23 protein-coding genes and 1 tRNA gene are annotated in these 22,088 nt (G+C 68.5%); 12 read left to right on the top strand and 12 right to left on the bottom strand.

The window, feature by feature from the left end; translation table 11 throughout:
• Nucleotides 1-73: 73 nt before the first annotated feature.
• Nucleotides 74-1,198, top strand: coding sequence for a proteasome assembly chaperone family protein (locus ABVF28_RS09685; RefSeq protein WP_371030321.1), 1,125 nt, complete (start codon nucleotides 74-76; stop codon nucleotides 1,196-1,198).
• Nucleotides 1,199-1,268: 70 nt separating this feature from the next.
• On the opposite strand, the gene mshC is transcribed toward ABVF28_RS09685, so the two are convergent.
• The 3 genes from mshC to ABVF28_RS09670 form a co-directional block, all read right to left on the bottom strand.
• Nucleotides 1,269-2,585 carry a cysteine--1-D-myo-inosityl 2-amino-2-deoxy-alpha-D-glucopyranoside ligase gene (gene mshC, locus ABVF28_RS09680; protein WP_371030320.1) on the bottom strand — a complete coding sequence of 439 codons (1,317 nt, stop codon included), beginning with the start codon at nucleotides 2,583-2,585 and terminating at the stop codon, nucleotides 1,269-1,271.
• A 63-nt stretch (nucleotides 2,586-2,648) separates the two neighbouring features.
• Nucleotides 2,649-3,491, bottom strand: coding sequence for an undecaprenyl-diphosphate phosphatase (locus ABVF28_RS09675; protein WP_371030319.1), 843 nt, complete (start codon nucleotides 3,489-3,491; stop codon nucleotides 2,649-2,651).
• A gap of 195 nt (nucleotides 3,492-3,686) precedes the next feature.
• Complete coding sequence (locus ABVF28_RS09670) at nucleotides 3,687-4,997, bottom strand: M20/M25/M40 family metallo-hydrolase (RefSeq protein ID WP_211890497.1); 1,311 nt, start codon at nucleotides 4,995-4,997, stop codon at nucleotides 3,687-3,689.
• Nucleotides 4,998-5,128: 131 nt separating this feature from the next.
• Between ABVF28_RS09670 and ABVF28_RS09665 the strand changes: the two genes are divergently transcribed.
• The 3 genes from ABVF28_RS09665 to ABVF28_RS09655 all read left to right on the top strand — a co-directional run bounded on the left by ABVF28_RS09665 (nucleotide 5,129) and on the right by ABVF28_RS09655 (nucleotide 6,765).
• A tRNA-Leu gene (locus ABVF28_RS09665) sits at nucleotides 5,129-5,214 on the top strand.
• A gap of 193 nt (nucleotides 5,215-5,407) precedes the next feature.
• The gene (locus tag ABVF28_RS09660) at nucleotides 5,408-5,956 is read left to right on the top strand and encodes a flavin reductase family protein (RefSeq protein WP_371030318.1); all 549 of its coding nucleotides are present in this window, start codon (nucleotides 5,408-5,410) and stop codon (nucleotides 5,954-5,956) included.
• A 107-nt stretch (nucleotides 5,957-6,063) separates the two neighbouring features.
• Nucleotides 6,064-6,765 (top strand): DedA family protein, encoded by a 702-nt coding sequence (locus tag ABVF28_RS09655; protein WP_179556779.1) that lies wholly within the window; start codon nucleotides 6,064-6,066, stop codon nucleotides 6,763-6,765.
• Nucleotides 6,766-6,842: 77 nt separating this feature from the next.
• Here the strand turns inward: ABVF28_RS09655 and ABVF28_RS09650 are convergent, their stop codons facing one another.
• Entirely contained in the window at nucleotides 6,843-8,672 is a 1,830-nt protein-coding gene (locus ABVF28_RS09650) for a DEAD/DEAH box helicase (RefSeq protein ID WP_104311891.1), read from the bottom strand.
• Between the two features lie 56 nt (nucleotides 8,673-8,728).
• Nucleotides 8,729-9,907, bottom strand: a complete 1,179-nt coding sequence (locus tag ABVF28_RS09645) for an acyl-CoA dehydrogenase family protein (protein WP_104312571.1) — start codon at nucleotides 9,905-9,907, stop codon at nucleotides 8,729-8,731.
• 97 nt (nucleotides 9,908-10,004) lie between these two features.
• Here ABVF28_RS09645 and ABVF28_RS09640 point away from each other — a divergent pair, with 97 nt between their 5' ends.
• Nucleotides 10,005-10,814: an SGNH/GDSL hydrolase family protein gene (locus tag ABVF28_RS09640; RefSeq protein WP_104311892.1), complete on the top strand. Its 810-nt coding sequence runs from the start codon at nucleotides 10,005-10,007 to the stop codon at nucleotides 10,812-10,814.
• Here ABVF28_RS09640 and ABVF28_RS09635 read toward each other — a convergent pair.
• Nucleotides 10,804-11,643: an RNA methyltransferase gene (locus ABVF28_RS09635; RefSeq protein WP_211890495.1), complete on the bottom strand. Its 840-nt coding sequence runs from the start codon at nucleotides 11,641-11,643 to the stop codon at nucleotides 10,804-10,806. The genes ABVF28_RS09640 and ABVF28_RS09635 overlap by 11 nt on opposite strands.
• Here ABVF28_RS09635 and ABVF28_RS09630 point away from each other — a divergent pair.
• Entirely contained in the window at nucleotides 11,642-12,517 is an 876-nt protein-coding gene (locus ABVF28_RS09630) for a Sir2 family NAD-dependent protein deacetylase (RefSeq protein WP_371030317.1), read from the top strand. The genes ABVF28_RS09635 and ABVF28_RS09630 overlap by 2 nt on opposite strands.
• Before the next feature lie 16 nt (nucleotides 12,518-12,533).
• Here the strand turns inward: ABVF28_RS09630 and ABVF28_RS09625 are convergent, their stop codons facing one another.
• Both ABVF28_RS09625 and ABVF28_RS09620 read right to left on the bottom strand, forming a co-directional pair.
• Entirely contained in the window at nucleotides 12,534-13,613 is a 1,080-nt protein-coding gene (locus tag ABVF28_RS09625; protein ID WP_371030316.1) for a glycosyltransferase family 4 protein, read from the bottom strand.
• Nucleotides 13,610-14,521 (bottom strand): alpha/beta fold hydrolase, encoded by a 912-nt coding sequence (locus ABVF28_RS09620; RefSeq protein ID WP_371030315.1) that lies wholly within the window; start codon nucleotides 14,519-14,521, stop codon nucleotides 13,610-13,612. The genes ABVF28_RS09625 and ABVF28_RS09620 overlap by 4 nt, the downstream gene beginning before the upstream one ends.
• Nucleotides 14,522-14,626: 105 nt before the next feature.
• On the opposite strand from ABVF28_RS09620, the gene ABVF28_RS09615 reads away from it, so the two are divergent.
• Nucleotides 14,627-15,322, top strand: coding sequence for an exonuclease domain-containing protein (locus ABVF28_RS09615; RefSeq protein WP_371030314.1), 696 nt, complete (start codon nucleotides 14,627-14,629; stop codon nucleotides 15,320-15,322).
• Nucleotides 15,323-15,463: 141 nt separating this feature from the next.
• Here the strand turns inward: ABVF28_RS09615 and ABVF28_RS09610 are convergent, their stop codons facing one another.
• From ABVF28_RS09610 to glgA, 3 genes are all read right to left on the bottom strand, one after another.
• Nucleotides 15,464-15,724, bottom strand: a complete 261-nt coding sequence (locus tag ABVF28_RS09610) for a type B 50S ribosomal protein L31 (protein ID WP_068481959.1) — start codon at nucleotides 15,722-15,724, stop codon at nucleotides 15,464-15,466.
• Nucleotides 15,725-15,812: 88 nt separating this feature from the next.
• Nucleotides 15,813-16,598, bottom strand: a complete 786-nt coding sequence (locus tag ABVF28_RS09605) for an ABC transporter ATP-binding protein (RefSeq protein ID WP_371030313.1) — start codon at nucleotides 16,596-16,598, stop codon at nucleotides 15,813-15,815.
• 50 nt (nucleotides 16,599-16,648) lie between these two features.
• The gene (gene glgA / locus ABVF28_RS09600; RefSeq protein WP_104311899.1) at nucleotides 16,649-17,833 is read right to left on the bottom strand and encodes a glycogen synthase; all 1,185 of its coding nucleotides are present in this window, start codon (nucleotides 17,831-17,833) and stop codon (nucleotides 16,649-16,651) included.
• Between the two features lie 47 nt (nucleotides 17,834-17,880).
• Here glgA and ABVF28_RS09595 point away from each other — a divergent pair, with 47 nt between their 5' ends.
• Together ABVF28_RS09595 and serB are read left to right on the top strand one after the other, a co-directional pair.
• Nucleotides 17,881-19,122 (top strand): glucose-1-phosphate adenylyltransferase, encoded by a 1,242-nt coding sequence (locus tag ABVF28_RS09595; protein WP_371030312.1) that lies wholly within the window; start codon nucleotides 17,881-17,883, stop codon nucleotides 19,120-19,122.
• On the top strand, nucleotides 19,119-19,778 hold the full coding sequence (serB, locus tag ABVF28_RS09590) for a phosphoserine phosphatase SerB (protein ID WP_371030311.1): 660 nt from the start codon (nucleotides 19,119-19,121) through the stop codon (nucleotides 19,776-19,778). Before ABVF28_RS09595 ends, serB begins: the two co-directional genes overlap by 4 nt.
• A gap of 77 nt (nucleotides 19,779-19,855) precedes the next feature.
• Here serB and ABVF28_RS09585 read toward each other — a convergent pair whose 3' ends face one another.
• On the bottom strand, nucleotides 19,856-20,566 hold the full coding sequence (locus ABVF28_RS09585; protein ID WP_104311900.1) for a beta-ketoacyl-ACP reductase: 711 nt from the start codon (nucleotides 20,564-20,566) through the stop codon (nucleotides 19,856-19,858).
• A gap of 80 nt (nucleotides 20,567-20,646) precedes the next feature.
• Here ABVF28_RS09585 and ABVF28_RS09580 point away from each other — a divergent pair, with 80 nt between their 5' ends.
• Genes ABVF28_RS09580 through ABVF28_RS09570 form a run of 3 tightly spaced genes read left to right on the top strand, consistent with a single transcriptional unit; the run spans nucleotide 20,647 to nucleotide 22,044 of the window.
• Nucleotides 20,647-20,922 (top strand): DUF3099 domain-containing protein, encoded by a 276-nt coding sequence (locus ABVF28_RS09580; RefSeq protein WP_371030310.1) that lies wholly within the window; start codon nucleotides 20,647-20,649, stop codon nucleotides 20,920-20,922.
• Nucleotides 20,915-21,193 (top strand): hypothetical protein, encoded by a 279-nt coding sequence (locus tag ABVF28_RS09575; protein WP_306455471.1) that lies wholly within the window; start codon nucleotides 20,915-20,917, stop codon nucleotides 21,191-21,193. The genes ABVF28_RS09580 and ABVF28_RS09575 overlap by 8 nt, the downstream gene beginning before the upstream one ends.
• On the top strand, nucleotides 21,190-22,044 hold the full coding sequence (locus tag ABVF28_RS09570) for an SURF1 family protein (RefSeq protein ID WP_371030309.1): 855 nt from the start codon (nucleotides 21,190-21,192) through the stop codon (nucleotides 22,042-22,044). Before ABVF28_RS09575 ends, ABVF28_RS09570 begins: the two co-directional genes overlap by 4 nt.
• Nucleotides 22,045-22,088 lie beyond the last annotated feature (44 nt).

Genomic DNA, 22,088 nt, shown 5'->3' with positions numbered 1-22,088 from the left:
ACGGGGCGGCAGGCGGCCCACCGACGCCCGGCGCGTATCCTGGGACAACACTTCAAGCATGGCGAGGAGCACGGTGACGGATCACAGCGAGGCCACCACACCATTCGCGCGGGGCCGACTGCTTGTCGTCGCACTGCTCGGCTGGAACGACGCGGGCGATGCGGCATCAAGTGCCGTTTGCGCGCTGCAGGAGGCCATCGGCGCGGACCGTCTCGTCGAGGACATCGATGACGAGTCGTTCTTCGACTACTCCATCCACCGGCCCGTCATGCGCGCGGGAACCGAGGGCGTCCGGAAGATCCAATGGCCCAGCGTGTCCTTCAGCGGCACTCCTCAGCGGGAGGCCGACGAAGCCGATCCCGCAGCCGAGAGCACGGAGCTGGCCGCCGATGCAGGTCTCTCGGTGAGCTCGGACAACGGCGAGAACGTGTTCGTGCTCATCGGCCCGGAACCCACCCTGCGGTGGCGCAGCTTCACGAAGCACGTCGTCGATCTGTGCGAACGCGAAGGCATCACGCGCATCGTGCTCGTGGGCGCGTTGCTGGCAGACGTGCCCCACACGCGGCCCATCACGATCTTCATGTCGAGCGACGACGCGGTCGTGCGCGATGAGCTCGACATCGACCGCAGCGAGTACGAGGGGCCGACCGGCGTGCTCTCGGCGATCGGCGAGGAGGCTCGCTCACGGGGCATGCTCGTGCTCTCGCTCTGGGCCTCTGTGCCGCACTACGCGCACCACTCTCCCTCGCCGAAGGCGACTCTGGCGCTCGTGGACCGGCTGACCGAGATCGTCGACGTCTCGATCCCCCACGGCGACCTCGTCACCGAGTCCGCCGAGTGGGAGTCCGAGGTCACGGAGGCGACCGCGCAGGACGACGAGATCGCTCAGTACGTCGGCTATCTCGAGCGCACCCGCGACATGGTCGAGGCGCCTGAGGCCTCCGGCGAGGCCATCGCGCAGGAGTTCGAGCGCTTCCTCGAGCAGGCGGCCGACAAGAAGCCGCAACCCGGCCCGGCGGCGTTCCCCACCGATCTCTCGGGGACCCCGCAGCGCCCCATGGGCGTCGAACGACGGACCACGGCCGACGACGAGGGCCTCGAGCCAGGCGCCGAGACGAGGCCGGACGAAGAACCCGAGCAGGACGGTGGCGGAGCTGACGACCAGAACGCCGACGACGACCACGAGGGTCAGGCCTAGCCGACCACCGACGCCCGTCCTCGGTGGATGCGCATCGCCGGCGGTCCGCCGCGCGCGCATCCAGCCGCCGCTAGTCGCTCGTGAGGTCCAGCCCGAGCAGGGCGTCGACGAGCGCGACGACGTCCGCGTCTCCCGCGGCGGGGGGCATCGACGCCCACTCATCGACGATCGCGACAACGCGAGGGGTGTCGAGGTCGTCGGCGATGGCGTCGCGCATCCGCTGGACGACGGCATTGAGCTCGGGTGCCACCGTGTCGTCAGACGATCGAGCCGCGCGCTCGCGCCACTCCTGCAGGCGGACGTTCGAGCCCTCGAGCTCTTCGTCGGTCCACTCCCAGTCGCTTCGGTAGTGGTGTGAGAGCAGCGCGAGCCGGATCGCACCGGGGGCGACCCCAGCTGCGGTGAGCCGTGAGACGAGCACGAGGTTGCCGAGCGACTTCGACATCTTCGTGCCGTCATAGGCGATGAGACCAGCGTGCGTGTAGGCGCGCGCGAAGTCCGCCGGCGTCCCGTGCGAGTCCACCGAGAGCAGCGACATGGCGTGCGCCGCGGACAGCTCGTGGTGTGGGAAGCGGAGATCGCGCCCGCCGCCCTGCACGGAGATCGGAGCGCCGAGCGTCTGCGTGGCGATGACGGAGCATTCGATGTGCCAGCCGGGGCGCCCGAGGCCGACGGCGCTCTCGAACGCGGGTTCGCCCGCCCGCGCGCTGCGCCACAGGAGCGGGTCGAAGGCTCCGCGCTTGCCCGCCCGGTCGGGGTCTCCCCCGAACTCGAGGAAGGCGGCTTCCATCTCCGCCGCCGTGTACCCGGAGACGTCCCCCATGTTCCAGTCGCTTGCCGCCTCGGCTGCGGCGACGTCGTAGTAGACATCGCCCAGCTGGGTGGTGGCCGCCGGCTCGGCGTCCGAGGCGACGTCGACTCGGTAGGCGAGACCCGCCCCGATGAGGGCGGCGATTGCCTCGCCCGTCTCCCCGATGCTGTCCTGCACTCGCACGTAGGCGTCCGGCGGGAGCACACGCAGCGCGGCCATGTCGGAACGGAAGAGATCGGTCTGTGACGCGGCGATCTCCTGCCAGTCGCGTCCCGTTTTCGCCGCACGCTCGAGCAGCGGGTCGTCCACGTCGGTGATGTTCTGCGCGTAGCGGACCTCGAGGCCCGCGTCGCGCCAGGCTCGTCCGAGGGTGTCGAAGGCGACGTAGGTGGCCGCGTGCCCCAGGTGCGTCGCGTCGTATGGCGTGATCCCGCACACGTACAGCGTTGCGATCCCGTTGGGGGTGACCGTGTCCTGGACGCGGCCACTCGCGGAATCGAAGACCCGGATCGCACCACCGCCGCTGCCGGCTACCGAGGGGACTGCAGGGATGGGCCACGAGGGAACGGTTCGCACCGGAACATCCTATGTCGCGCCCCAGCCTTGCCCGGTCCGCGAGAGGGCGTCAGCGTGTCAGCGTCAGGCGGCGCCGCCGGTCGGATCCATGAGGCCGAACGACAGCAGGATGATGATGAGGGTGCCCAGCGCGATCCGGTAGACCACGAACGGGAGGAAGCTGCCCTTATTGAGGTAGGCCATCAGGTACTTGATGACGACAAGGCCGACGACGAAGGAGATGATCGTCGCGATGATCGTGCCGACGACGGGCGCCTCGGCGCCTTCCGCCTCTCCGAACGCGGAGACGAGCTCGTAGAAGCCCGAGCCGAACACGGCGGGGATGGCCAGCAGGAAGCTGTACCTCGCGGCGGACGGTCGGTCGTAGCCCATGATGCGCCCCGCCGTGATGGTGCCGCCCGAGCGCGAGACGCCGGGGATCAGGGCGAGCGCCTGCGCGAATCCGTAGACGACGCCGTCTCTCGTGTTGAGGTCCTGGAGGGACTTCGCGCGCTTGCCGAAGATGTCGGCGAGGCCGAGGATGACGCCGAAGATGATGAGCGTGAACGCCACGATCCAGAGCGACCGGAACTGGTCGCGGATGAGGCTCTGGAGCAGGAAGCCGAGCACGACGATGGGAATCGATCCGAAGATGATGAGCCACCCCATGCGCGCATCCGGGTCGTTGCGCGGCACGCTCCCGCGCAGGGAGCCGAACCACCGCGAGATGATGCGCTTGATGTCGCCCCAGAAGTAGACGAGCACGGCTGCCTCGGTGCCGAGCTGGATGATGGCGGTGAAGGTCGCGCCCGGGTCCTGGACCCCGATCCACTCGCCCACGATGCGGATGTGCGCGCTCGAGGAGATCGGCAGGAACTCAGTGAGCGCCTGCACGAGACCGAGGATCACGGCGTCAAACCAGTTCATTGCCACTGCCTTTTCCGAGAGAGTTTTCCAGCTGCGGGCCGCGGTGAGGTCACGTCGGGCCCGGCGCACGCTAACACGAAACCGGCGCCGGCCGCGGAGGGCACCCCGCGTCGACGGTGATGCGCCGGCCGGCCTCGGCGGCGCGAACCGGCCGCGGTGGTGGGTGTCGCGACCTCGGCTCGGCCCCCGGTGCCGTCAGTAGCTGCGCAGGAAGTCGCCGAGCACCTTGCGGCCGAAGACCAGCGATTCGAGTGGGACACGCTCGTCGACGCCGTGGAACATCGCGGGGAAGTCGATGCCCTCCGGCAGTCGTAGCGGCGCGAAGCCGTAGCCTTCGATGCCGAGCGTCGCGAGGGCCTTGTTGTCAGTGCCGCCCGACAGGAAGTACGGGACCACGACCGCCTCTGGGTCGTGGCGCTGCAGGGCCGCTGTCGCCGCGTCGACGATGGGGCCGGAGACGGGGGCCTGGGTGCCGATGCCGCGGAACACGGTCTCGATCTCGATGTCGTCGCCGACGATCGCCTGGATCTCCGCGAGCAGCTCGTCCTCGGCGCCGGGGAACGGGCGCGCGTCGATGGCGACGCTCGCCGACTCCGGGATCACGTTGTGCTTGTAGCCCGCGCTCAGCATCGTGGGGTTCGTCGTCGACCGGAGGCTGGCTGTCAGGAAGCCGGACGCGCTGCCCGTCGCCAGGACGATCGCACCCGGCGTGGTCTCCTGCGGGTCGACGTCCAGGAGGCGCGCGAGCTCGGTGATCATGGACGTGGTCGTGTCGTTGAGCAGCACCGGCCACTCGTGCGAGCCGAGCTTCGCGATGGCCTGGGCGAGGCGTGTCACCGCGTTCTCCTCGGCGGGGATGACACGCGAGCCGTGTGCGGCCCGTCCCTTCGCGTGGAGGCGCAGCCAGAGCAGCGCCTTCTCCCCCGTCTGCAGCAGGTAGGCGCGCTTGCCGCCGACCGTGATCGAGTAGCCGCCGACCTCGGAGACCGCCTGTGTCGCCCCCGCGAAGAGCTCAGGGTGGTCTCGCGCGATGGGCTCGGAGCCGAACTGGCCGCCGTTCTCCTCATCGGCGAAGAAGGCCAGCACGAGCTCGCGCTCGGGGAGCTCCCCCGCGCCGAGGATCTCCTCGACCGCGGTCAGGATCATGGCGTCCATGTTCTTCATGTCGACGGCCCCGCGCCCCCACAGGAGACCGTCCTTGATGACCCCCGCGAACGGGTCGACGCTCCAGTTGCCCGCCTCGGCGGGCACGACGTCGGTGTGCCCATGCACGACCAGGGCCGGCTTCGCCGCGTTGCGGCCGGGGACCCGCGTGAAGATGCTCGGGCGTCCCGGGGCTGCCTCGATCGTGGTCACGTCGAGCCCGAGCGCCGTGAGCCGCGCCTCCAGGTACTGGGCCGCCTCGGTCTCGCCCTTCGAGCGACCCTCGCCGTAGTTGGTGGTGTCGAGACGGATGAGGTCCTGGGTCGTCGTGACGGTGGGGTCGAGTTCGAGGGAGTCAGCCATGCCCCCAACGCTACCGCTGTGCGAGGCCCGGAAGTCCGGCGCGACGCGCCCGGGATGCACGCATTCTCGCCTCGATTCGCGTTTCGTCGGAATCCTGGTAATGTTTCTCCTCGTGCTCAACAGCACAACCTGCGCGGGTGGCGGAAATGGCAGACGCGCTAGCTTGAGGTGCTAGTGCCCGTATTAGGGCGTGGGGGTTCAAGTCCCCCCTCGCGCACAGGTTGAAAGGCCCGGGAGTTCTCTCCCGGGCCTTTCGTGTTTCTCCGTGACGACACCGTGGTCCGACTCCCTGACTCCGCGCGTAGTGAGATGCCGCGGAGCGAAACACTCGGCAACCTTCGCTTGCGAGGAAGCGCACGTCGCGTGACGCTCGGTGTTGGCCCATCCCCCGTCATCCCAGGAGTGCACCCGTGTCAGCTGAAACGACATCGCTCGTGAACCACGCGCAGATCGACCAGACAGAACTCTCCGAGAGCTTCCGGTCGCTCTTCCGCCAGCATCCGTCGGGCGTCGCGGTCCTCACGGCGCAGAGCGAAGACGGTCCGGTCGCGATGACGATCACGTCGCTCACCTCCGTGAACGCCTCCCCAGCGCTCGTGGCCTTCTCGCTCTCCACGGCGTCGTCGGCGACGCCGGGCATCCTCTCGTCGCCCAGCATCCTCGTGCACTTCATCGACGAGGAGTCCCTGGCGGTCGCTCAGGTGGCCGCCACGAGCGGCGTCGACCGCTTCGCGGACCTCGACAGCTGGAGCTACCTGCCGAGCGGTGAGCCGCACTACAGTGTCGTCCAGCGGTGGGCGCGAGGCACCATCCGCAGCACCCTCGACGTCGATGGGGCGGTGCTGGTCGTGCTCGACGTCATCGAAGCGCGCGACGGCCGAGCGGGTTCCGAACGAGCAGGCGGCGGGGTCGTGTACCGGAACCGCATCTGGCACGAGCTCGGCGCACCACACAGCTGACAGGCCTGGAGGGCCCCTTCCGGTAGTTTGGGGATGCAGGACACCGACGAGCGCTTCGCGCGTCAACTGCCTCGACGCTCCCAGACCGAGAAGGACCTCCTCGAACCATGCCCGGCCTCGCAACCGCCCTCCTGCACGCCGCCAGCTCAGGCGGCGGCGCCGTCGAAGAAGCCTCAGGCGGATTCTTCGGCGTGATCTCCGACTGGGCGATCGACATCATGGGGACGATCGGGGCCCCGGGAGCCGGCCTCGCCGTCGCACTCGAGAACCTGTTCCCGCCCATCCCGTCCGAGATCATCCTCCCCCTCGCCGGCCTCGCGGCGCACCAGGGCAAGTTCTCGGTGGTCGAGGCGATCATCTGGACGACCATCGGCTCGGTCGTCGGCGCCTACGCGCTGTACTGGCTGGGCCGCTGGCTGGGCCACAACCGCATGGTGTGGCTCGCCCGCAAGATCCCACTCGTCGACGCCGCCGACGTGGTCAAGACCACGAACTGGTTCAAGAAGCACGGCAAGAAGGCCGTGTTCTTCGGCCGCTTCCTGCCCATCTTCCGCAGCCTCATCTCGATACCGGCTGGCATCGAGCGCATGCCCGCCCTGCAATTCGGGTTGCTCACGCTCGCCGGCTCCGCGATCTGGAACACCATCTTCGTCATGGCCGGCTACCTGCTCGGCGACGCGTGGGAGCAGATCCTCATCTACGCTGACGCGCTCAAGTACCTCGTCTACGCCCTCGTCGCTGGCGCCATCATCTGGTTCCTGGTGGTGAAGATCCGCGGACGCGTGCACCGGGGTGGACACTCCGCGTAGCGCTTCCCGCTCTGCGTTCGTTGATGGACGCCCACCGACGTGGGCGTCCATCCGCGTCTCAGGCGTCCATCCGCGTCTCAGGCGCGCATTCGTCGCCGTAGGACGTCGATGCGTGCCTGGATCTGCGACACGGTGGCCTGGCCGACCGCTGGCCCTCCGCAGCTGCGACGCAGCTCCGCGTGCACGATGCCGTGGGGCTCCCCCGACTGCTTCGCGTAGACGGAGACCAGACTGTTGAGCAGCGTCCGCTGCTCCTTCAGGGTCCGGTGCAGGGCCTGCGGTGGCGCCGGGGCCGGTGGCCCGGCCTTCACGCGCGACTCCTGGATGCGGCCCTGCTTCGCTTGGCGCTGCGACAGCACGGAGCGCACCTGGTCGGCGTCCAGGATGCCAGGCAGACCGAGGAACTCGAGCTCCTCCTCGCTGCCGACCTCGGCCGCATAGCCGAAGTCGCCCCCGTCGTACAGCACCTTGTCGAAGAGCGCCTCGCTGGAGATCGCCTCGAAGGTGAACTTGCCCAGTTCATCGCTGGTCTTGTCCGGCCGCTCGGCGGCCGCCATCATGTCCTCTTCCGGGGCCCTGGAATCGTCGGCGTCCGCGAGCCGATCGAGCGCGTGATTGCGCTCCATCTCGAGGGCGTGCGCCAGCTTGGTGAGCTGCGGCACGCTCGGAACGAACACCGTGGCCGTCTCGCCCTTCTTGCGGGCGCGCACGAAACGGCCGATGGCCTGCGCGAAGAACATCGGCGTCGACGCGTTGGTCGCGTAGACGCCCACCGCGAGGCGCGGCACGTCGACGCCCTCAGACACCATGCGCACGGCGACCATCCACCGTTCATCGCTCGCCGAGAACTCGGTGATGCGGTCAGAGGCGCCCTTGTCGTCGGACAGGATGAGCGCGGGCTTCGTGCCGGTGATGGTCTTCAGGATCGCCGCGTAGCCCTTGGCGGCAGCGTGGTCGGTGGCGATGACGAGGCCGCCGGCGTCCGGCACCTCCTGGCGCACCTCGCTGAGGCGCTGGTCTGCGGCCTGCAGGACCTGCGGGATCCACTGCCCCTCGTGGTCGAGGGCGGTGCGCCACGCCTGAGAGACGATGTCCTTCGTGTTGTCCTCCGCGAGACCGGCCGACATCTCCTCGCCCTGCGTGTCGCGCCAGCGCACGTTGCCGGCGTAGGACATGAAGAGCACGGGGCGGACGACGCCGTCTTCGAGCGCTCGCCCGTAGCCGTACGAGTAGTCCGTGAGCGAGGTGCGGATGCCGTCCTCGTTGGGCGCGTAGGTGACGAAGGGGATGGGCGCGGAGTCGGAGCGGAACGGGGTTCCCGTGAGCGAGAGGCGACGATCGGCGTGGCCGAACGCCTCGCGGATCGCATCACCCCAGCTCAACGCGTCTCCACCGTGGTGCACCTCGTCGAGGATCACGAGCGTGCGACCCGAGGCCGTCAGGTGGCTGTGCACGCTCGGCTTCATGGCGACCTGCGCGTACGTGACGGCCACTCCGTGGAACTGCCGCGAATGGATGCCCTGGTTGTTGCCGTAGCGGGGGTCGATGCGTATGCCGACCCGAGCCGCGGCTTCTGCCCACTGCGTCTTGAGGTGGTCGGTCGGGGCGACGATCGTGATGCGGTCCACCGAGCGGCGCTGGAGGAGCTCCGTCGCGAGTCGGAGGGCGAACGTCGTCTTCCCAGCGCCCGGCGTCGCTGAGGCCAGGAAGTCTCTTGGCTCGCTCTCGAAGTACACGTCGAGGGCCTCGGCCTGCCAGGCTCGGAGCCTGCCCGCCGTTCCCCAGGGTGCTCGCTGCGGGAAGGAAGGCGAGAGGTGCTCGGCGGCGAACGTGCCGACCTGGTGACCGTAGCGGGTGCCGTCGTGGCTTGAGGAGTGCGTTTCCTGGACGGCCTCGCGTTCGGTCATAGCTGCGTCGAGTTCCTTTCACTCATTGGCAGGGGCAGCCCGTCGGTCTTCGTCCGTCAGCGGCTGGTTGGTGGGTCTTGAATGGGTCCGAGGCGGTGGCCGGCGTGGAGCCGGCGCACGGCGCGCTCATTGGACGGGTGCAGCCCGCCCGCGAGCACGTCCCGCAGCAGTCGCGCGAGCTCATGTCCGGAACGGTAGCCGCTGCCTCCGACAATCCCGAGCGCATCGTGCGTCGTGGCGGCCGCGGCTGCGACCGCCTCGTACTTCGCCATCGTCAAGCGCGCGAACCAGGCGTCGCCGTGCGGCGCCCCCTCGTCGACATCGCGTGCGATGGACTCAACGAGGGTACGCGCTGCGAGCTGTCGAATGCTCATTCTGGCGATTTCCTCTCGAACCTGCACGTCGTCGGCGAGCCGCATCCCTCCCTGGGTCGAGCTCGTCCGGTGGTTCGCGGCGTCGACGGCCAGCTCGAGGGCACGGTCCCCGATGCCGACGTAGCAGGCAGCGACCAGGAGAAGGAAGTTCGAGTGGACCGCGAAGATGTGCGGCTCGCCGTTCGGTCCGACGGGGAGACGGGCGATGACCCGATCGGCTGGGATCAGAGCACCATCCAGCGACGTCGAGCAGCTCTGCGTGGCCCGCATTCCGAGCGTGTCCCAGTCGTCGTGGATGCGCACGCCGTCGTCATCCCGCCGCAGCACCCCGTGCACGAGGGCGGGCTCCGCACCCGTGTCGTCGCGGCCGAAGGTGACGAGCCTGGTCCAGACGGGCGAGAGCGAGGTGAAGATCTTCATCCCGTGCAGTCGGTAGCCGCCGCCCTGCTCCGGCTCGGCTCGGACATTCGAGTCGTAGAGCACGGCGTCGTTGCCGATCTCGGAGATCGCGAGCGCGTACGTCTCCCCCGCAACGATCTCGCGCAGCATCCAGTCGAGGCCATCGTCGTCAGACTCGTGTCGCGCGCGGGCGATGCCCGCCACGACGTGGTGCATGTTGACGGCGAGGGCCGTCGCAGGTGCCGCGGCCGCAAGGCGCGCCTGGCACCTCACCGCCTGCTCGAGCGTGGCACCGGTGCCCCCGAAATCTCGGGGAACCAACAGCCGCAGGTAGCCCTCTTCGCGCAGCGCATCGAGGTCGTCGGTAGGGAACGAGTTCTCTGCGTCGTAGCGGCTCGCGCGCTGGTTGAGCACCTCGAGCAGCTCATCGGCCAAAATGGATCTCGGGTCTGAAGCTGGCATGCTGACCACGGTACTCGCCAGGGCTTCGACCACCAGCAAGAAGTCTCAGCCGGCGAGGGCTTGGTCTTCAGATCCGATCGAGGAGAGCAGCAGCGAGATGTCAGAACGCGAACTCATTCCCTGGAGCCGCTACGTCGCGATCGGCGATTCCTTCACCGAGGGGGTCGGCGATCCCGAGCCGACCGCGCCTGGCGGGCTCCGCGGCTGGGCCGACCGCGTGGCCGAGGAGCTCGCCGCGCATCGCACCGACTTCGCCTACGCCAACCTGGCTATCCGCGGGCGACTCCTCGACCAGATCGTCGAGGAGCAGCTCGGGCCGGCCCTCGAGCTGAAGCCCGACCTCGTGACCGTCTCCGCGGGCGGCAACGACATCATCCGCCCTGGCGCCGACCCGGACGCCATCGCGGCTCGCTTCTCACGGCTCGTCGGCTCGCTGCGGGCGTCCGGAGCGACCGTCGTGGTCTTCACCGGCGTGGACACGAAGTTCGCGCCCGTCTTCTCGTCCATGCGCGGCAAGATCGCCATCTACAACGAGCACGTGCGCGGCATCGCGGAATACCACGACTGCATCGTCGCGGACCAGTGGGCGCTGCGCTCGATCCAACGGCCGAGCATGTGGGTCAGCGACCGACTGCACCTCAACTCCTACGGTCACCACGAGGTGGCGCGCATGGTGCTCGCGGCCCTCAACGTCGAGAACGATCTCGTCGCCATGCAGCCGGCCCCCGCACGGCCGGCCAGGTGGCGCGAAGCGAGGGCGCAGGACATGGTGTGGGCGAGGCAGCACCTCGTGCCCTGGGTACTGCGTCGTCTCCGGAATGAATCGTCCGGAGACAATGTGATCGCCAAGCGCCCATTCGCGGAACCCTTCTCCTTCGGAACGGATGCCGCGCCGCCTATCCCGTGAGCGCGTAGAGCGCGACCGCGCTTGCCGCGGCCACGTTCAGCGAGTCCACGCCGTGGAGCATGGGAATCGTGACCGTCGTCGTCGCGGCGCTGAGGGCGCCGCGGCTGAGCCCATCCCCCTCCGTGCCGAGCAGGATCGCGGTGCGCTCCGGTCTGCTGGCGGCGTAGTCGCGGAGCGATACCGCGTCGTCATCGAGGGCCAGGGCGGCGACATCGAAACCGGCGTCGGCGAAGAGCGTCGCCGCGTCCGGCCAGGCTGGCAGCCTGGTCCACGGCACCTGGAAGACGGTCCCCATGCTGACTCGAACGCTCCTGCGGTAGAGCGGGTCAGCGCACTCCTGGGTCACCAGGACTGCGTCGGCACCGAGGCCCGCCGCCGCCCGGAAGACAGCACCGACGTTGGTGTGGTCGACGAGGTCCTCGAGCACGACGACCGTCTTCGCGTCGGCCAGGAGCTCCGCCGGATCGCGCAAGGATGGCCGGTGCATGGAAGCGAGCGCGCCCCGGTGCATGCGGAACCCGGTCAGCTGCTCGAGCTGCTCGCTCGACCCGACGTACACGGGGACCTCGGGGAACGACTCGAGCAGCGGTTCCACGGTCGGCAACCACTGCTCCATGAGGAGGAGCGAGCGCGGTGTGTGACCGGCGCGCAGGGCGCGCTCGATGACCTTCGGCGACTCGGCGATGTACAGGCCACCCTCGGGCTCGAGGCGCCGACGCAGGGCCACATCGGTCAGCCGGGAATAGTCGTCGAGTCCAGACTGTTCGAGTGAGCGGACGGATGGGGTCGCACGTGGCCAATCGGTCGACTGGAGAGGGGTCAGACGCATGGAGGCAATCCTGTCAGAAGCGAACGGGGCCAGGGCCGATCGGACTCGAGCAGAGGGCCTCGCCCGCGCCGCCGACCTGCTGTCGGATCGCACCTTCGCGGTGCTGACGGGGGCGGGGCTGTCGACCGACTCCGGCATCCCGGACTACCGCGGTGACGGCAAGGCCCCGCGCATCTCGCCCATGACGATCCAGCAGTTCATGTCGGACGAGGCGACCCGCCGACGCTACTGGGCGGGAGCCGCCTTGGGCGCTGCCCGCTTCTCCGGCGCGGAACCCAATGCCGGGCACCTCGCGCTCGCCGAGCTCGAACGCCACGGAGCCGCCGCGGGTGTCGCCACCCAGAACGTGGACGGATTGCACATGCGGGCGGGGAGCCGCAACGTCGTCGAGCTGCACGGCAGCATGCGCACGGCAAGCTGCACGAGCTGCGGCCACGAGATCTCGAGAGCTGCCCTGCTCGCCGACATCTTGGACTCCTCCCCCCGCATCGCCGAACTCGCAGCGGACGCCCGCAGCCGCCCTGACGGCGACGCCGAGGCGAGCGGGGCCGAGATCGACGAACTTCCTTCCTGCCCGGTTTGCGGTGGCATCCTGCAACCCGACGTCGTCATGTTCGGTGACGTCGTGCGCCCGTCGGTTGCCGAGCGCGCGCGTGAACTCGTTGATGAGGCCGATGCGCTGCTCGTCGCGGGGACGTCGCTGGTCGTCAACACGGGGCGGCGGCTCGTGCACCGCGCCGTCGCGGCGAAGAAGCCGGTCGTCTTGTTCAACCGCGGTGACGCCGCGATCGGCCACCTGGCTTCCGTGTACGTCGAAGGTGGCACGTCCGAGTCGCTCGTGGACCTCGCGGGGAGACTCACCTCCGACTCCTAGGGCGAGGTCGGCGGCCTCAGCTCGGCCGTCGCTGCGCCACCTGTCGGCAGGCGTCGAGCAGCGTCGCCGCGGACCGTTCCCACGCGTAGTCGGCCGCGCGGGCGACGCCTGCTGCCGAGGCGGAGCGCCACGCCGCTGGATCGGCCTGCAGGCGCTTGGCCATGGTCGCGAGGAGGCCAGCGTCGTCCGCCGGGAAGTATCCGGCGGCCGTCCCCCCGACCTCGCGGAAGATCGGGGTGTCGCTCACCAGGATGGGGGTGCCTGCAGACATCGCCTCGACGAGCGGCAGGCCGAAGCCCTCGCTCTTCGACGCGGTCACGAGCGCCGTCGCGCGCCCGAGCAGCGTGCGGTACTCCCCGTCGCTCACGCCCTGGTGGGCGACGATCGAGTCCGCCGGGGCCTGCGCCTCGAGCGCGGCCAGGGTCCGCTCATCCACTTTCGAGCACAGGTGGAGGCGCCACCCTGGCAGGTCTCGCATGGCGCGGGCGAGCGTCTCGACGTTCTTGTACGGCATGAACGAGCCCATGTAGACGAGATTGGGCTCGCTCGGCGGCGCCGACCTCGGCGTGGCCGTGAAGGCGGGATCCGGCGCGTTGGGCACGAGCGGGATCGGGCGCCGGGTCAGCCGCTTGGCTCGGAGCAGTTCGCGTGTGGTCGCCGAGACGACCGCCACCTGGTCCGCTCCTCGCAGCAGGAGGCGCTGCGGCCAGAATGACAGGTGGTAGACGCGCCACAGCACACGGACGTACCAGGGAAGGAACTGCGGCGGCTTCGGGTGCTCGTAGTAGATGAGGTCGTGGATGGTCAGGATCAGCCCGTAGCGCCGACCCAGGGACCCCATCGTCTGCATCGGGCTCACGACCACGTCGGGGCGCAACCGATTGACCTCCCGGGCCACGAACGGCTCCGCCGGCGACGTCGGCGCACTGATGACCTCGTGCGGCAGGTCGGGCAGCATGGGCAGCTGCCGCTCGTCCGAGATCAGCATGGTCACGGGGTGGAGCTCGGAGAGGGCCCGCACGAGTTCTGCAGAGTACCTCGAGATGCCGTCATGACGATCGATGCGCACGTAGCGGCAGTCGAAGAGCAGTCTCACCGTGCTTGCTCCGCTGGCGTGCCGGGGTGTGCGTCGGCGATGACGTCGGCGAGCAGGCGCGCGGCGGCGATGGGCGTCTCGTAGTGCACCAGGTGCCCAGTGCCCGCGATGACGTGCAGTGGCACGTCGGCGAGTCGGGCGAGTTCGAGCTGCGCCTCGAGCGGAGCGATGTCGTCGAGGGCACCGGCGATGAGCACGGTGGATGCCGGAAGCTCAGCCGCGTGCGCGAGCACCGAATCCGAGACTGAGGCACGGAATGCCGCGAGGAGCGTCTCGCGGTCCGAGAAATCGGAGAAGTGGCGCTCATGCTCCGCGTGGATCCAGGCCCTGAGCGGCTTGGATTTCGTCTTCGCCATGACCTCGCTCATGATGCGCGTGATGAGCGGGTGCGAGAGCAGCAGCCGACCTGCCGAAGCGGGAAGGCGCGAGCCGAGCCAGTAGTAGAAGATCGCGAGTCGGGTGAGGATCGCCTGCGGCCCTTCCAGAGCCGGTGACGCGATCGGGTTGATGAGCACGAGCGGTCGATCTCCGATCGCCGACGACCTCCTGGAGATCACGAGCGAGCCGAACGAGTGCCCGAGCACGATCGCATCGCCGTCCGGATCGACCTGCTCGAGGAACGCCTCGAGCCACGCCGAGTAGTCGTCCAGCGTGTGCCCGTGTTCCAGCGGTTCCGACTCACCGAAACCCGGGAGGTCGGGGGCGATGAAGCGCACGTTTGGAAGACGATTCACGACCGGCAGCAGGCCGTGGTGGGTGCCGCGGAAGCCATGCACCAGGACGATCGTTGCCGTGGCGTCTGCGGCGGCGGGGCCCACCTCCCACCAGGCGCACGCTGAGCCCAGGATACGAGCGGAGTGGGCAAGCGACGGGGACCCGGGAGTGGCTGCAGGAGCGGAGGAAGGCATCGTGCAAGAGTGTACCGAGCAGGGCGGGAGGCCGTGCTCAGGCGCGTTCGCGCTCGGCGGGGACACTGTTCTCGCCCCAGGATCTCGAGGCGGGATGAGGAAGCTATGACCGAGTGGACGAAGCGGGTCGCGGTGTTCGATCTCGAGACGACGGGTATCGACGTCGAGAACGACCGGATCGTCACCGCGTTCGTGGGGCTCATCGACGGGGAGGGCACGGTGGAACGCGGCACTGACTGGCTCGCGGACCCCGGGGTCCCTATCCCGGAGCGAGCCGCGGCGGTGCACGGCATCACGACGGAGATCGCGCAGGCGGAGGGGCGGCCTGCTGTTGAGGTCGTCACGGAGCTGCGGGCCGCCCTCGACTGGATCGCACGTCATCGGGTGCCGCTTGTCATCTACAACGCGCCGTATGACCTCACGCTCTTCGCTCGGGAGTGCGCGCGCCACGGTATCGAGCCGGTCGTCTTCTCGGAGCAGGTGGTCGACCCCCTCGTCATCGATCGTGCGCTCGACCGCTACCGGAAGGGCAAGCGCACCCTCACGGACACGTCGATCTTCTACGGGGTCGAGCTCATCGACGCGCACTCGGCAGGCGACGACGCCGTCGCCGCTGGGCAGCTCGCCCTTGCCCTCGCCGCCAAGTACCCGGCTGAACTCGACCTCCCCCTGCCTGAGCTCCACATGAGGCAGGTCACGTGGGCGGCGGATCAGGCCAGGGACTTCGAGGCCTACATGCGAGCCAACCGCGATCCGGACTTCACCGCAGACGGAGCGTGGCCGGTCCGCACGGCTTCCTGACGATCAGTTTCCGGCGTCTCGCTCGCTGTGACAGGGCGAGGGCGCGCTTCGCCCCGGTCTCGGGGATACGCAGAAGGGCGGCACCGAAACGGTGCCGCCCTTCTCGCGTGAGCAGTGAGCTCGCCTGCGATGCAGACGAGACTACTTGCTGCCGCCGCCGAACTTGGCGTAGCGGTTCTTGAACTTCTCGACACGACCGGCGGAGTCCATGATGCGCTGCTTGCCCGTGTAGAACGGGTGCGAGGCGCTGGAGATCTCGACGTCGATGACTGGGTACGTGTTGCCGTCTTCCCATTCGATCGTCTTGGCGCTCGAGACCGTGGAACGGGTGAGGAACTTCTCCCCCGATGCGAGGTCGTTGAACACCACCGTGTTGTAGGTGGGGTGGACGTCAGCCTTCATAAGGGTTCCTTCAACGAGTTTGGTGAGCAGAATCGGACCACGGGTCCTGAGCCAAGGATCAACCTTAGCAGATGGGGATGCGTGAGTGTCAGTGCGACGCGCGGGCCGCGTAGCGGCCGCCCGCGTTCGTGACGTGCAGGGGAAGACCGAAGGTGGTCTCGAGGTTCGCGCTGGTGAGCACCTCGGCGATCGGGCCGGCGGCGACGAGCTTGCCCTCGCGCAGCAGGAGCACGTGGGTGATGCCGACGGGGATCTCCTCGACGTGGTGCGTGACCATGACGATGGCGGGGGCGTACGGGCTCTGCGCGAAGCTCGAGAGCGCCGCGAGGAGGTTCTCACGAGCCCCGAGGTCGAGGGAGGCGCTCGGCTCGTCGAGCAGCAGCAGCTCGGGGTCGGTCATGATGGCCCGCGCGATGAGCGTGCGCTTCTGCTCGCCGTCACTCAGCGTGCCGAAGTCGCGCTCGGCGAAGTCCCCGAGGTTCCATTCCTCGAGGACGCGCTGTGCGCGGCGCTCGTCGATCTCCTCGTAGGCCTCGTTCCAACGGCCTGTCACGGCGTAGGAGGCGGTGAGCGCCACGTTGATGACGCTCTCGTCCCCCGGGATCCGGCGTGCCATCGCGCTCGAGGCGACGCCGATCCGTGGGCGCAGCTCGAACACGTTGGTCCGCCCGAGGCGTTCGCCGAGCACGTCGACCTCGCCTGTTGTCGGGTGCTGCGTCGCGGATGCGAGCGAGAGCAGCGTGGACTTGCCGGCTCCGTTGGGGCCGAGCACCGCCCATCGCTCCGTCTCGTCGACACTCCAGGTGACGTGGTCGAGGATCGGACGACCGTTGCGAACGACCGTAGCGTCGTTGAATTCGAGAACCGTTGCCATATGCCCCAGCCTAAACGCGGCTCGCGCCGAGGCTTCGGCGGCGCACCGCGTCAGCCAACGAGCTGCTCGTAGATGGCGATGGTCTCGTCGCTGATGCGCCGCCAGGTGAACTCGCGCTCGGCGCGTTCTCGCCCGGCCTTCCCGTAGCGTGCGGCCGTCTCCGGGTCGCTGACGACCTCGGTGAGGACCCGAGCGAGGTCGGCGACGAACTTGTCAGGGTCGAGCGGCGTGCCGGTGCCGTCGGTCGCCTGCTCGATCGGCACGAGGCGACCCGTGACGCCGTCATCGACGACCTCGGGGATCCCGCCTGTCGCGGTTCCGACGACTGCCGTGCCGCAGGCCATGGCTTCGAGGTTGACGATGCCGAGCGGCTCGTAGATCGATGGGCACGCGAAGACCGTCGACGCGGAGAGCGCCGTCATGATCTCTCTCTTGCTGAGGTGCCTTGCGAGCCAGACCACACCGTCGCGCTCGGTCTGCAGCTGCGCGACGAGGGCGGCGACCTCGGCCTCGATCTCGGGGGTGTCCGGCGCTCCGGCGCACAGGATGACCTGGACTTCCGGAGGGAGCTCGCGGACCGCCCGAAGGAAGTAGGGAAGCCCCTTCTGTCGCGTGATGCGTCCCACGAACACCACGGCGGGGCGGTCGGGGTCGATGCCGAGCTCGCGCGCTGCCTCCGGGTCCTCGACCCGCTGCCATGCGTCGAGGTCGATTCCGTTGTAGACGACCTCCACCTTGTCCGGGTCGAGGTTGGGGTAGGCGCGCAGGATGTCGGCTCGCATGCCGTGACTCACCGCGATGATGCGGTCGGCGTGCTCATAGGAGACCTGCTCGATCCAGCTGGAGAGCCGGTAGCCGCCGCCGAGCTGCTCCGCCTTCCACGGGCGCAGCGGCTCGAGGCTGTGCGCCGTGATGACGTGCGGGATGCCGTGGAGCAGCTTCGCGACGTGGCCCGCCGCGTTCGCGTACCAGGTGTGCGAGTGCACGAGGTCGGCACCCTCGATGTCGTTCGCGATCTCGAGGTCGGTGCCGAGGAAGCCGAGCGCCGGGTTCGCCGAACGCAGCGCTGGCGGCGTCGTGTAGGCGTACGTCTGCTGCTCATCGCGGGCGTCGCCGAAGCAGCGGACGTTGACGTCGATGTCGCGCCTCATCGCCTTGACGAGCTCGGTGACGTGGACTCCGGCCCCGCCGTAGACGGCCGGTGGATACTCGCGTGTTACCAGATCTACTCTCACGGGCTACACGGTAGTACAGCGGGGCTGGGAACCCCTAAGCTCGAGTCATGTCACAGGCAAATGTGTTCGGCATCGTTCTCGCTGGCGGTGAGGGGAAGCGGCTCATGCCGCTCACTGCAGACCGGGCAAAGCCCGCTGTGCCCTTCGCAGGCCAGTATCGACTCATTGACTTCGCGCTCTCGAACCTGGTGAATTCCGGGCTTCACAAGATCGTCGTCCTGACCCAGTACAAGTCCCACTCGCTGGACAGACACGTCTCGCACACGTGGCGTCTCCCGGCCATGCTCAACTCCTACGTCGCCTCGGTGCCTGCACAACAGCGCCTCGGCAAGCGCTGGTTCTCGGGCTCGGCTGACGCGATCAGGCAGAGCCTGAACCTCATCAACGACGAATCGCCGGACATCGTCGTCGTGGTGGGAGCCGACCACGTCTACCGCATGGACTTCTCGCAGATGATCGAGGCGCACATCGCCTCGGGTCGGAGCGCGACGGTCGCGGCCATCCGCCAGCCGATCTCCCTCTCCGACCAGTTCGGGGTCATCGACGTCGACCCGGACGACCGCACGCTCATCCGCGAGTTCCTCGAGAAGCCGGACGACGCGCAGGGGCTGCCGGACAGCCCGGGCGAGATCCTGGCGTCGATGGGCAACTACGTCTTCACTGCGGACAAGCTCGTGGAAGCCGTCATCCGCGACTCCACGCTCGAGGATTCGAAGCACGACATGGGCGGGGACATCATCCCGAGCTTCGTCGCGCAGGGTGACTGCGGCGTCTACGACCTCAAGGACAACGTCGTTCCTGGTTCCACGGATCGCGATCGCGACTACTGGCGCGACGTCGGCACGATCGACTCGTTCTACGACGCGCACATGGACCTCATCTCCACGCTTCCGATCTTCAACCTCTACAACGAGAAGTGGCCGATCTTCGCCCAGCAGCTGAACTCGCCTCCCGCGAAGTTCGTCCGCGACAGCCGCGGGTCGACGGGCACCATGATCGACTCGATCATCTCCCTCGGCTCCGTCATATCAGGCGCGCACATCGAGCGGAGCGTGCTCGGCCCGTGGGACAACGTCGAGTCCGGGGCGGCTGTCGTCGACTCGATCCTGTTCGATCGGGTCAACGTGCAGGCCGGCGCCGTGGTTCGGCGCGCGATCCTCGACAAGAACGTCATCGTCAAGGAGGGCGCCTCCGTCGGCGTCGACCGCGAGCATGACCTCCGTCGCGGATTCACGGTCACCGACTCGGGCCTCACCGTCGTGGAGAAGTTCGGGATCGTCGAGCCGTGACGTCGGGCACGCTGACCCGCGCCCCGTTCCTGGTCCTCCTCGACGTCGACTCGACCCTCATCGAGGACGAGGTCATCGAGCTCATCGCCGACTACGCCGGCGTGACCGCCCAGGTCACCGAGGTCACGGAACGCGCCATGGCCGGCGAGCTCGACTTCGAGGAGAGCCTGCGGCATCGTGTTGCGCTCCTCGAGGGCGTGTCTGCCGCCGACGTCGCCTCGGTCGTCGACCGGGTCGTCGTCACCGATGGCGTTCCCGAGCTCGTTTCGGGCGTGCGCGCCGCTGGCGGGTACATCGCTGCCGTCTCCGGCGGGTTCCATGAGATCCTCGACGACCTCGCTGCAAGGCTGGACCTCGACCGGTGGCGAGCCAACCGGTTCGAGATCATCGAAGGCAGGCTCACGGGACGCGTCTCCGGCCCCATCATCGGTCGTGAGGCCAAGCGCGACACGCTGCTCGAGTGGGCAGACGAACTCGGGGTCGACCCGTCGCGGACGGTCGCCATCGGAGACGGCGCGAACGACCTCGGCATGATGTCGGCGGCGGGACTCTCGATCGCGTTCGACGCCAAGCCGGTCGTGCGCGAGCAGGCGCACATCAGCCTCCCCGATCGCGACATGCGTCAGGTGCTGCACGTGCTCGGCCTCGCGGGCTGACGGCCACGACGCAGACGAAGGGCCGACCGGATGCGTGCATCCGGTCGGCCCTTCGTCTGTTCGCCTGGCGGCCGCCGCTAGTGCCCCATGCCGAGTCCGCCGTCGACGGGGATGACGGCGCCGGAGATGTATCCGGCGTCATCGCTCGCGAGCCACGCTGCGGTCTTCGCGATCTCGTCGACGCTGCCGTAGCGCGCGGCGGGGATCTGCGAGAGGTACTCCTTCTTCGTGTCCTCCGGCAGCACGGCCGTCATCTCGGTCTCGATGAACCCTGGCGCGATGACGTTTGCTGTGATGCCGCGCGAGCCGAGCTCGCGGGTGAGCGAGCGGGCCATGCCGACGAGGCCGGCCTTCGCCGACGAGTAGTTGATCTGACCGGGCGAGCCGAAGAGCCCGACCACGCTCGAGATGAAGACGACCCGTCCGAATCGGGCCTTGAGCATGCCCTTCGAAGAGCGCTTGAGGACGCGGAAGACTCCCGTCAGGTTCGTGTCGATGACCTGCTGGAAATCGTCCTCCGACATGCGGAGGAGGAGGTTGTCCTTCGTGATGCCAGCGTTGGCGATGAGCACCTCGACGGCCCCGAGCTCCTGCTCGACGGCCTTGAACGCCGCGTCGACGCTTGCCGAGTCGGTGACGTCAGCTTGCACGGTGAGCGCGCCTTCCGGCCCGCCCTCCCCCGAGCGCGAGGTCACCGCGACGCGATGCCCCAAGCTGACGAAGTGTGCGGCGATGGCGAAGCCGATGCCACGGTTTCCTCCCGTGACGAGGACGGTTCTTTGGGTCATGCTGCTCCCTTGAGACGGTGAGCTCCAGTCTAGGGGCGAGGAGTAAGCTGAGCAGATCGCCGAGAGGAGCACCTGCCACCGTGCGATCACACACGACGAACGTCACCTCCTTGGCGGACAGCGAGTACGACGAGCGCGCCGCCCGCATGAAGAAGTACACCATCATGATGCTGATCAGGGTGGCGTGCTTCGTCGCGCTCATCTGGGTGCGCGGACCCTGGATGTTCGTGTTCGCAGCCGGGGCCATCTTCCTTCCCTACTTCGCTGTCGTCATCGCCAACGCCGCAACGCAGCGCAGAACACGCAGGGTGGAGCGGCCGAGCTTCCTCCAGCGGCGAGGCAAGCCGGATGCGTGACGGCTTCGACCTGCTCGGGGCCCTGCAGGGCGGCGGTCTGGACGCGGCCGAGGCGGAGCCTCGGTGTTCGCGCGCGGGCTGCAGCGCCGATGCGACGACCCGACTGGAATGGCGCAATCCACGCATTCACGACGAGACCCGCCGCAAGGTCTGGCTCGCTTGCGGCGAGCATGCTGGCTACCTCGAGGACTTCCTCCGCCAACGGGACTTTCCGGTGACCGCCGCCGCGATCGCGGGCGAGGCGGCCGACCACGAGGATGGGCACGCGTGAGCGGCGAGCGTCGCTGGCGGTTCGCGCTGTCGAAGCGCTGGCTCGGTTACCTGGGTCTGCTCATCGTGTTCGCCATAGCGTGCGGCTTCCTGAGTCACTGGCAGTTCGAGCGTCGAGACGAGCGCGTCTCCGAGAACGCCCGCATCACCGGCAACTTCGACCGGGAACCGGTCCCGATCGAGTCGGAGCTCGCGTCGCTCGACGCGTTCTCGATCAACCAGGAGTGGACGCCCGTGCTCCTGCAGGGCAGATATCTGACCGACGAGCAGCTCCTGGCTCGGTCTCGACCCCACAACGGCCTCCCAGGCTTCGAGATCCTGACCCCCTTCGAGACTCAGGACGGACGGGTCTTCATCGTGAACCGCGGCTGGATCCCGACCGGGGACGCGCAGGACTCCCCCGACCACGTGCCGGCACCCCCCGAGGGTGATGCGACGGTGGTGGCACGACTTAAACCCGGTGAACCAGAGATCCCGGGTCGCAGCGCTCCGGCCGGACAGATCGCGACCATCCACCTGCCGCAGTTCGCCGAAGAGCTCGGTGCGGACCGCGTGTACACGGGTGCATACGGCCTGCTGTCTGCCGAACGGCCGTCAGCGGAGACCGGCGCGCTCACGACGAAGCCGGCGCTGGATGAGGGCAATCACCTGTCCTACGCGTTCCAGTGGATCATCTTCGCGATCATCGCCCTGCTGGGGCTCATCTTCGGCCTCCGCGCCGAATACCGCGATCGAAACCCGGACGACCCCAAGGTGAGGGAAGCTCTCGCCCGCGAACGCGAGCGAGCTGGGCGCCGCCGCAGGACCGATGCGGAGATCGAGGACGAGCTCCTCGACCGCGCAGGCGCCTGACAGTCCCCGTCACGAACGAAGCGCATGCCCCGAGGGGCATGCGC

The organism is Pseudoclavibacter sp. JSM 162008 (genome assembly GCF_041366455.1).
GTDB lineage: Bacteria > Actinomycetota > Actinomycetes > Actinomycetales > Microbacteriaceae > Pseudoclavibacter.
The sequence above is the reverse complement of the archived record's forward strand: the minus strand, read 5'-3'. Positions and strand labels throughout refer to the sequence as shown.

Coding starts and splice junctions, on each gene's coding strand:
- ABVF28_RS09610 (WP_068481959.1), bottom strand. CDS start 15,724: ATGAAGGCTGACGTCCACCCCACCTACAACACGGTGGTGTTCAACGAC.
- ABVF28_RS09585 (WP_104311900.1), bottom strand. CDS start 20,566: ATGACCCAAAGAACCGTCCTCGTCACGGGAGGAAACCGTGGCATCGGC.
- ABVF28_RS09675 (WP_371030319.1), bottom strand. CDS start 3,491: ATGAACTGGTTTGACGCCGTGATCCTCGGTCTCGTGCAGGCGCTCACT.
- ABVF28_RS09575 (WP_306455471.1), top strand. CDS start 20,915: ATGCGTGACGGCTTCGACCTGCTCGGGGCCCTGCAGGGCGGCGGTCTG.
- ABVF28_RS09635 (WP_211890495.1), bottom strand. CDS start 11,643: ATGCGTCTGACCCCTCTCCAGTCGACCGATTGGCCACGTGCGACCCCA.
- ABVF28_RS09615 (WP_371030314.1), top strand. CDS start 14,627: ATGACCGAGTGGACGAAGCGGGTCGCGGTGTTCGATCTCGAGACGACG.
- ABVF28_RS09670 (WP_211890497.1), bottom strand. CDS start 4,997: ATGGCTGACTCCCTCGAACTCGACCCCACCGTCACGACGACCCAGGAC.
- ABVF28_RS09645 (WP_104312571.1), bottom strand. CDS start 9,907: ATGCCAGCTTCAGACCCGAGATCCATTTTGGCCGATGAGCTGCTCGAG.
- ABVF28_RS09655 (WP_179556779.1), top strand. CDS start 6,064: ATGCCCGGCCTCGCAACCGCCCTCCTGCACGCCGCCAGCTCAGGCGGC.
- ABVF28_RS09595 (WP_371030312.1), top strand. CDS start 17,881: ATGTCACAGGCAAATGTGTTCGGCATCGTTCTCGCTGGCGGTGAGGGG.
- ABVF28_RS09640 (WP_104311892.1), top strand. CDS start 10,005: ATGTCAGAACGCGAACTCATTCCCTGGAGCCGCTACGTCGCGATCGGC.
- ABVF28_RS09630 (WP_371030317.1), top strand. CDS start 11,642: ATGGAGGCAATCCTGTCAGAAGCGAACGGGGCCAGGGCCGATCGGACT.
- ABVF28_RS09650 (WP_104311891.1), bottom strand. CDS start 8,672: ATGACCGAACGCGAGGCCGTCCAGGAAACGCACTCCTCAAGCCACGAC.
- ABVF28_RS09620 (WP_371030315.1), bottom strand. CDS start 14,521: ATGCCTTCCTCCGCTCCTGCAGCCACTCCCGGGTCCCCGTCGCTTGCC.
- ABVF28_RS09605 (WP_371030313.1), bottom strand. CDS start 16,598: ATGGCAACGGTTCTCGAATTCAACGACGCTACGGTCGTTCGCAACGGT.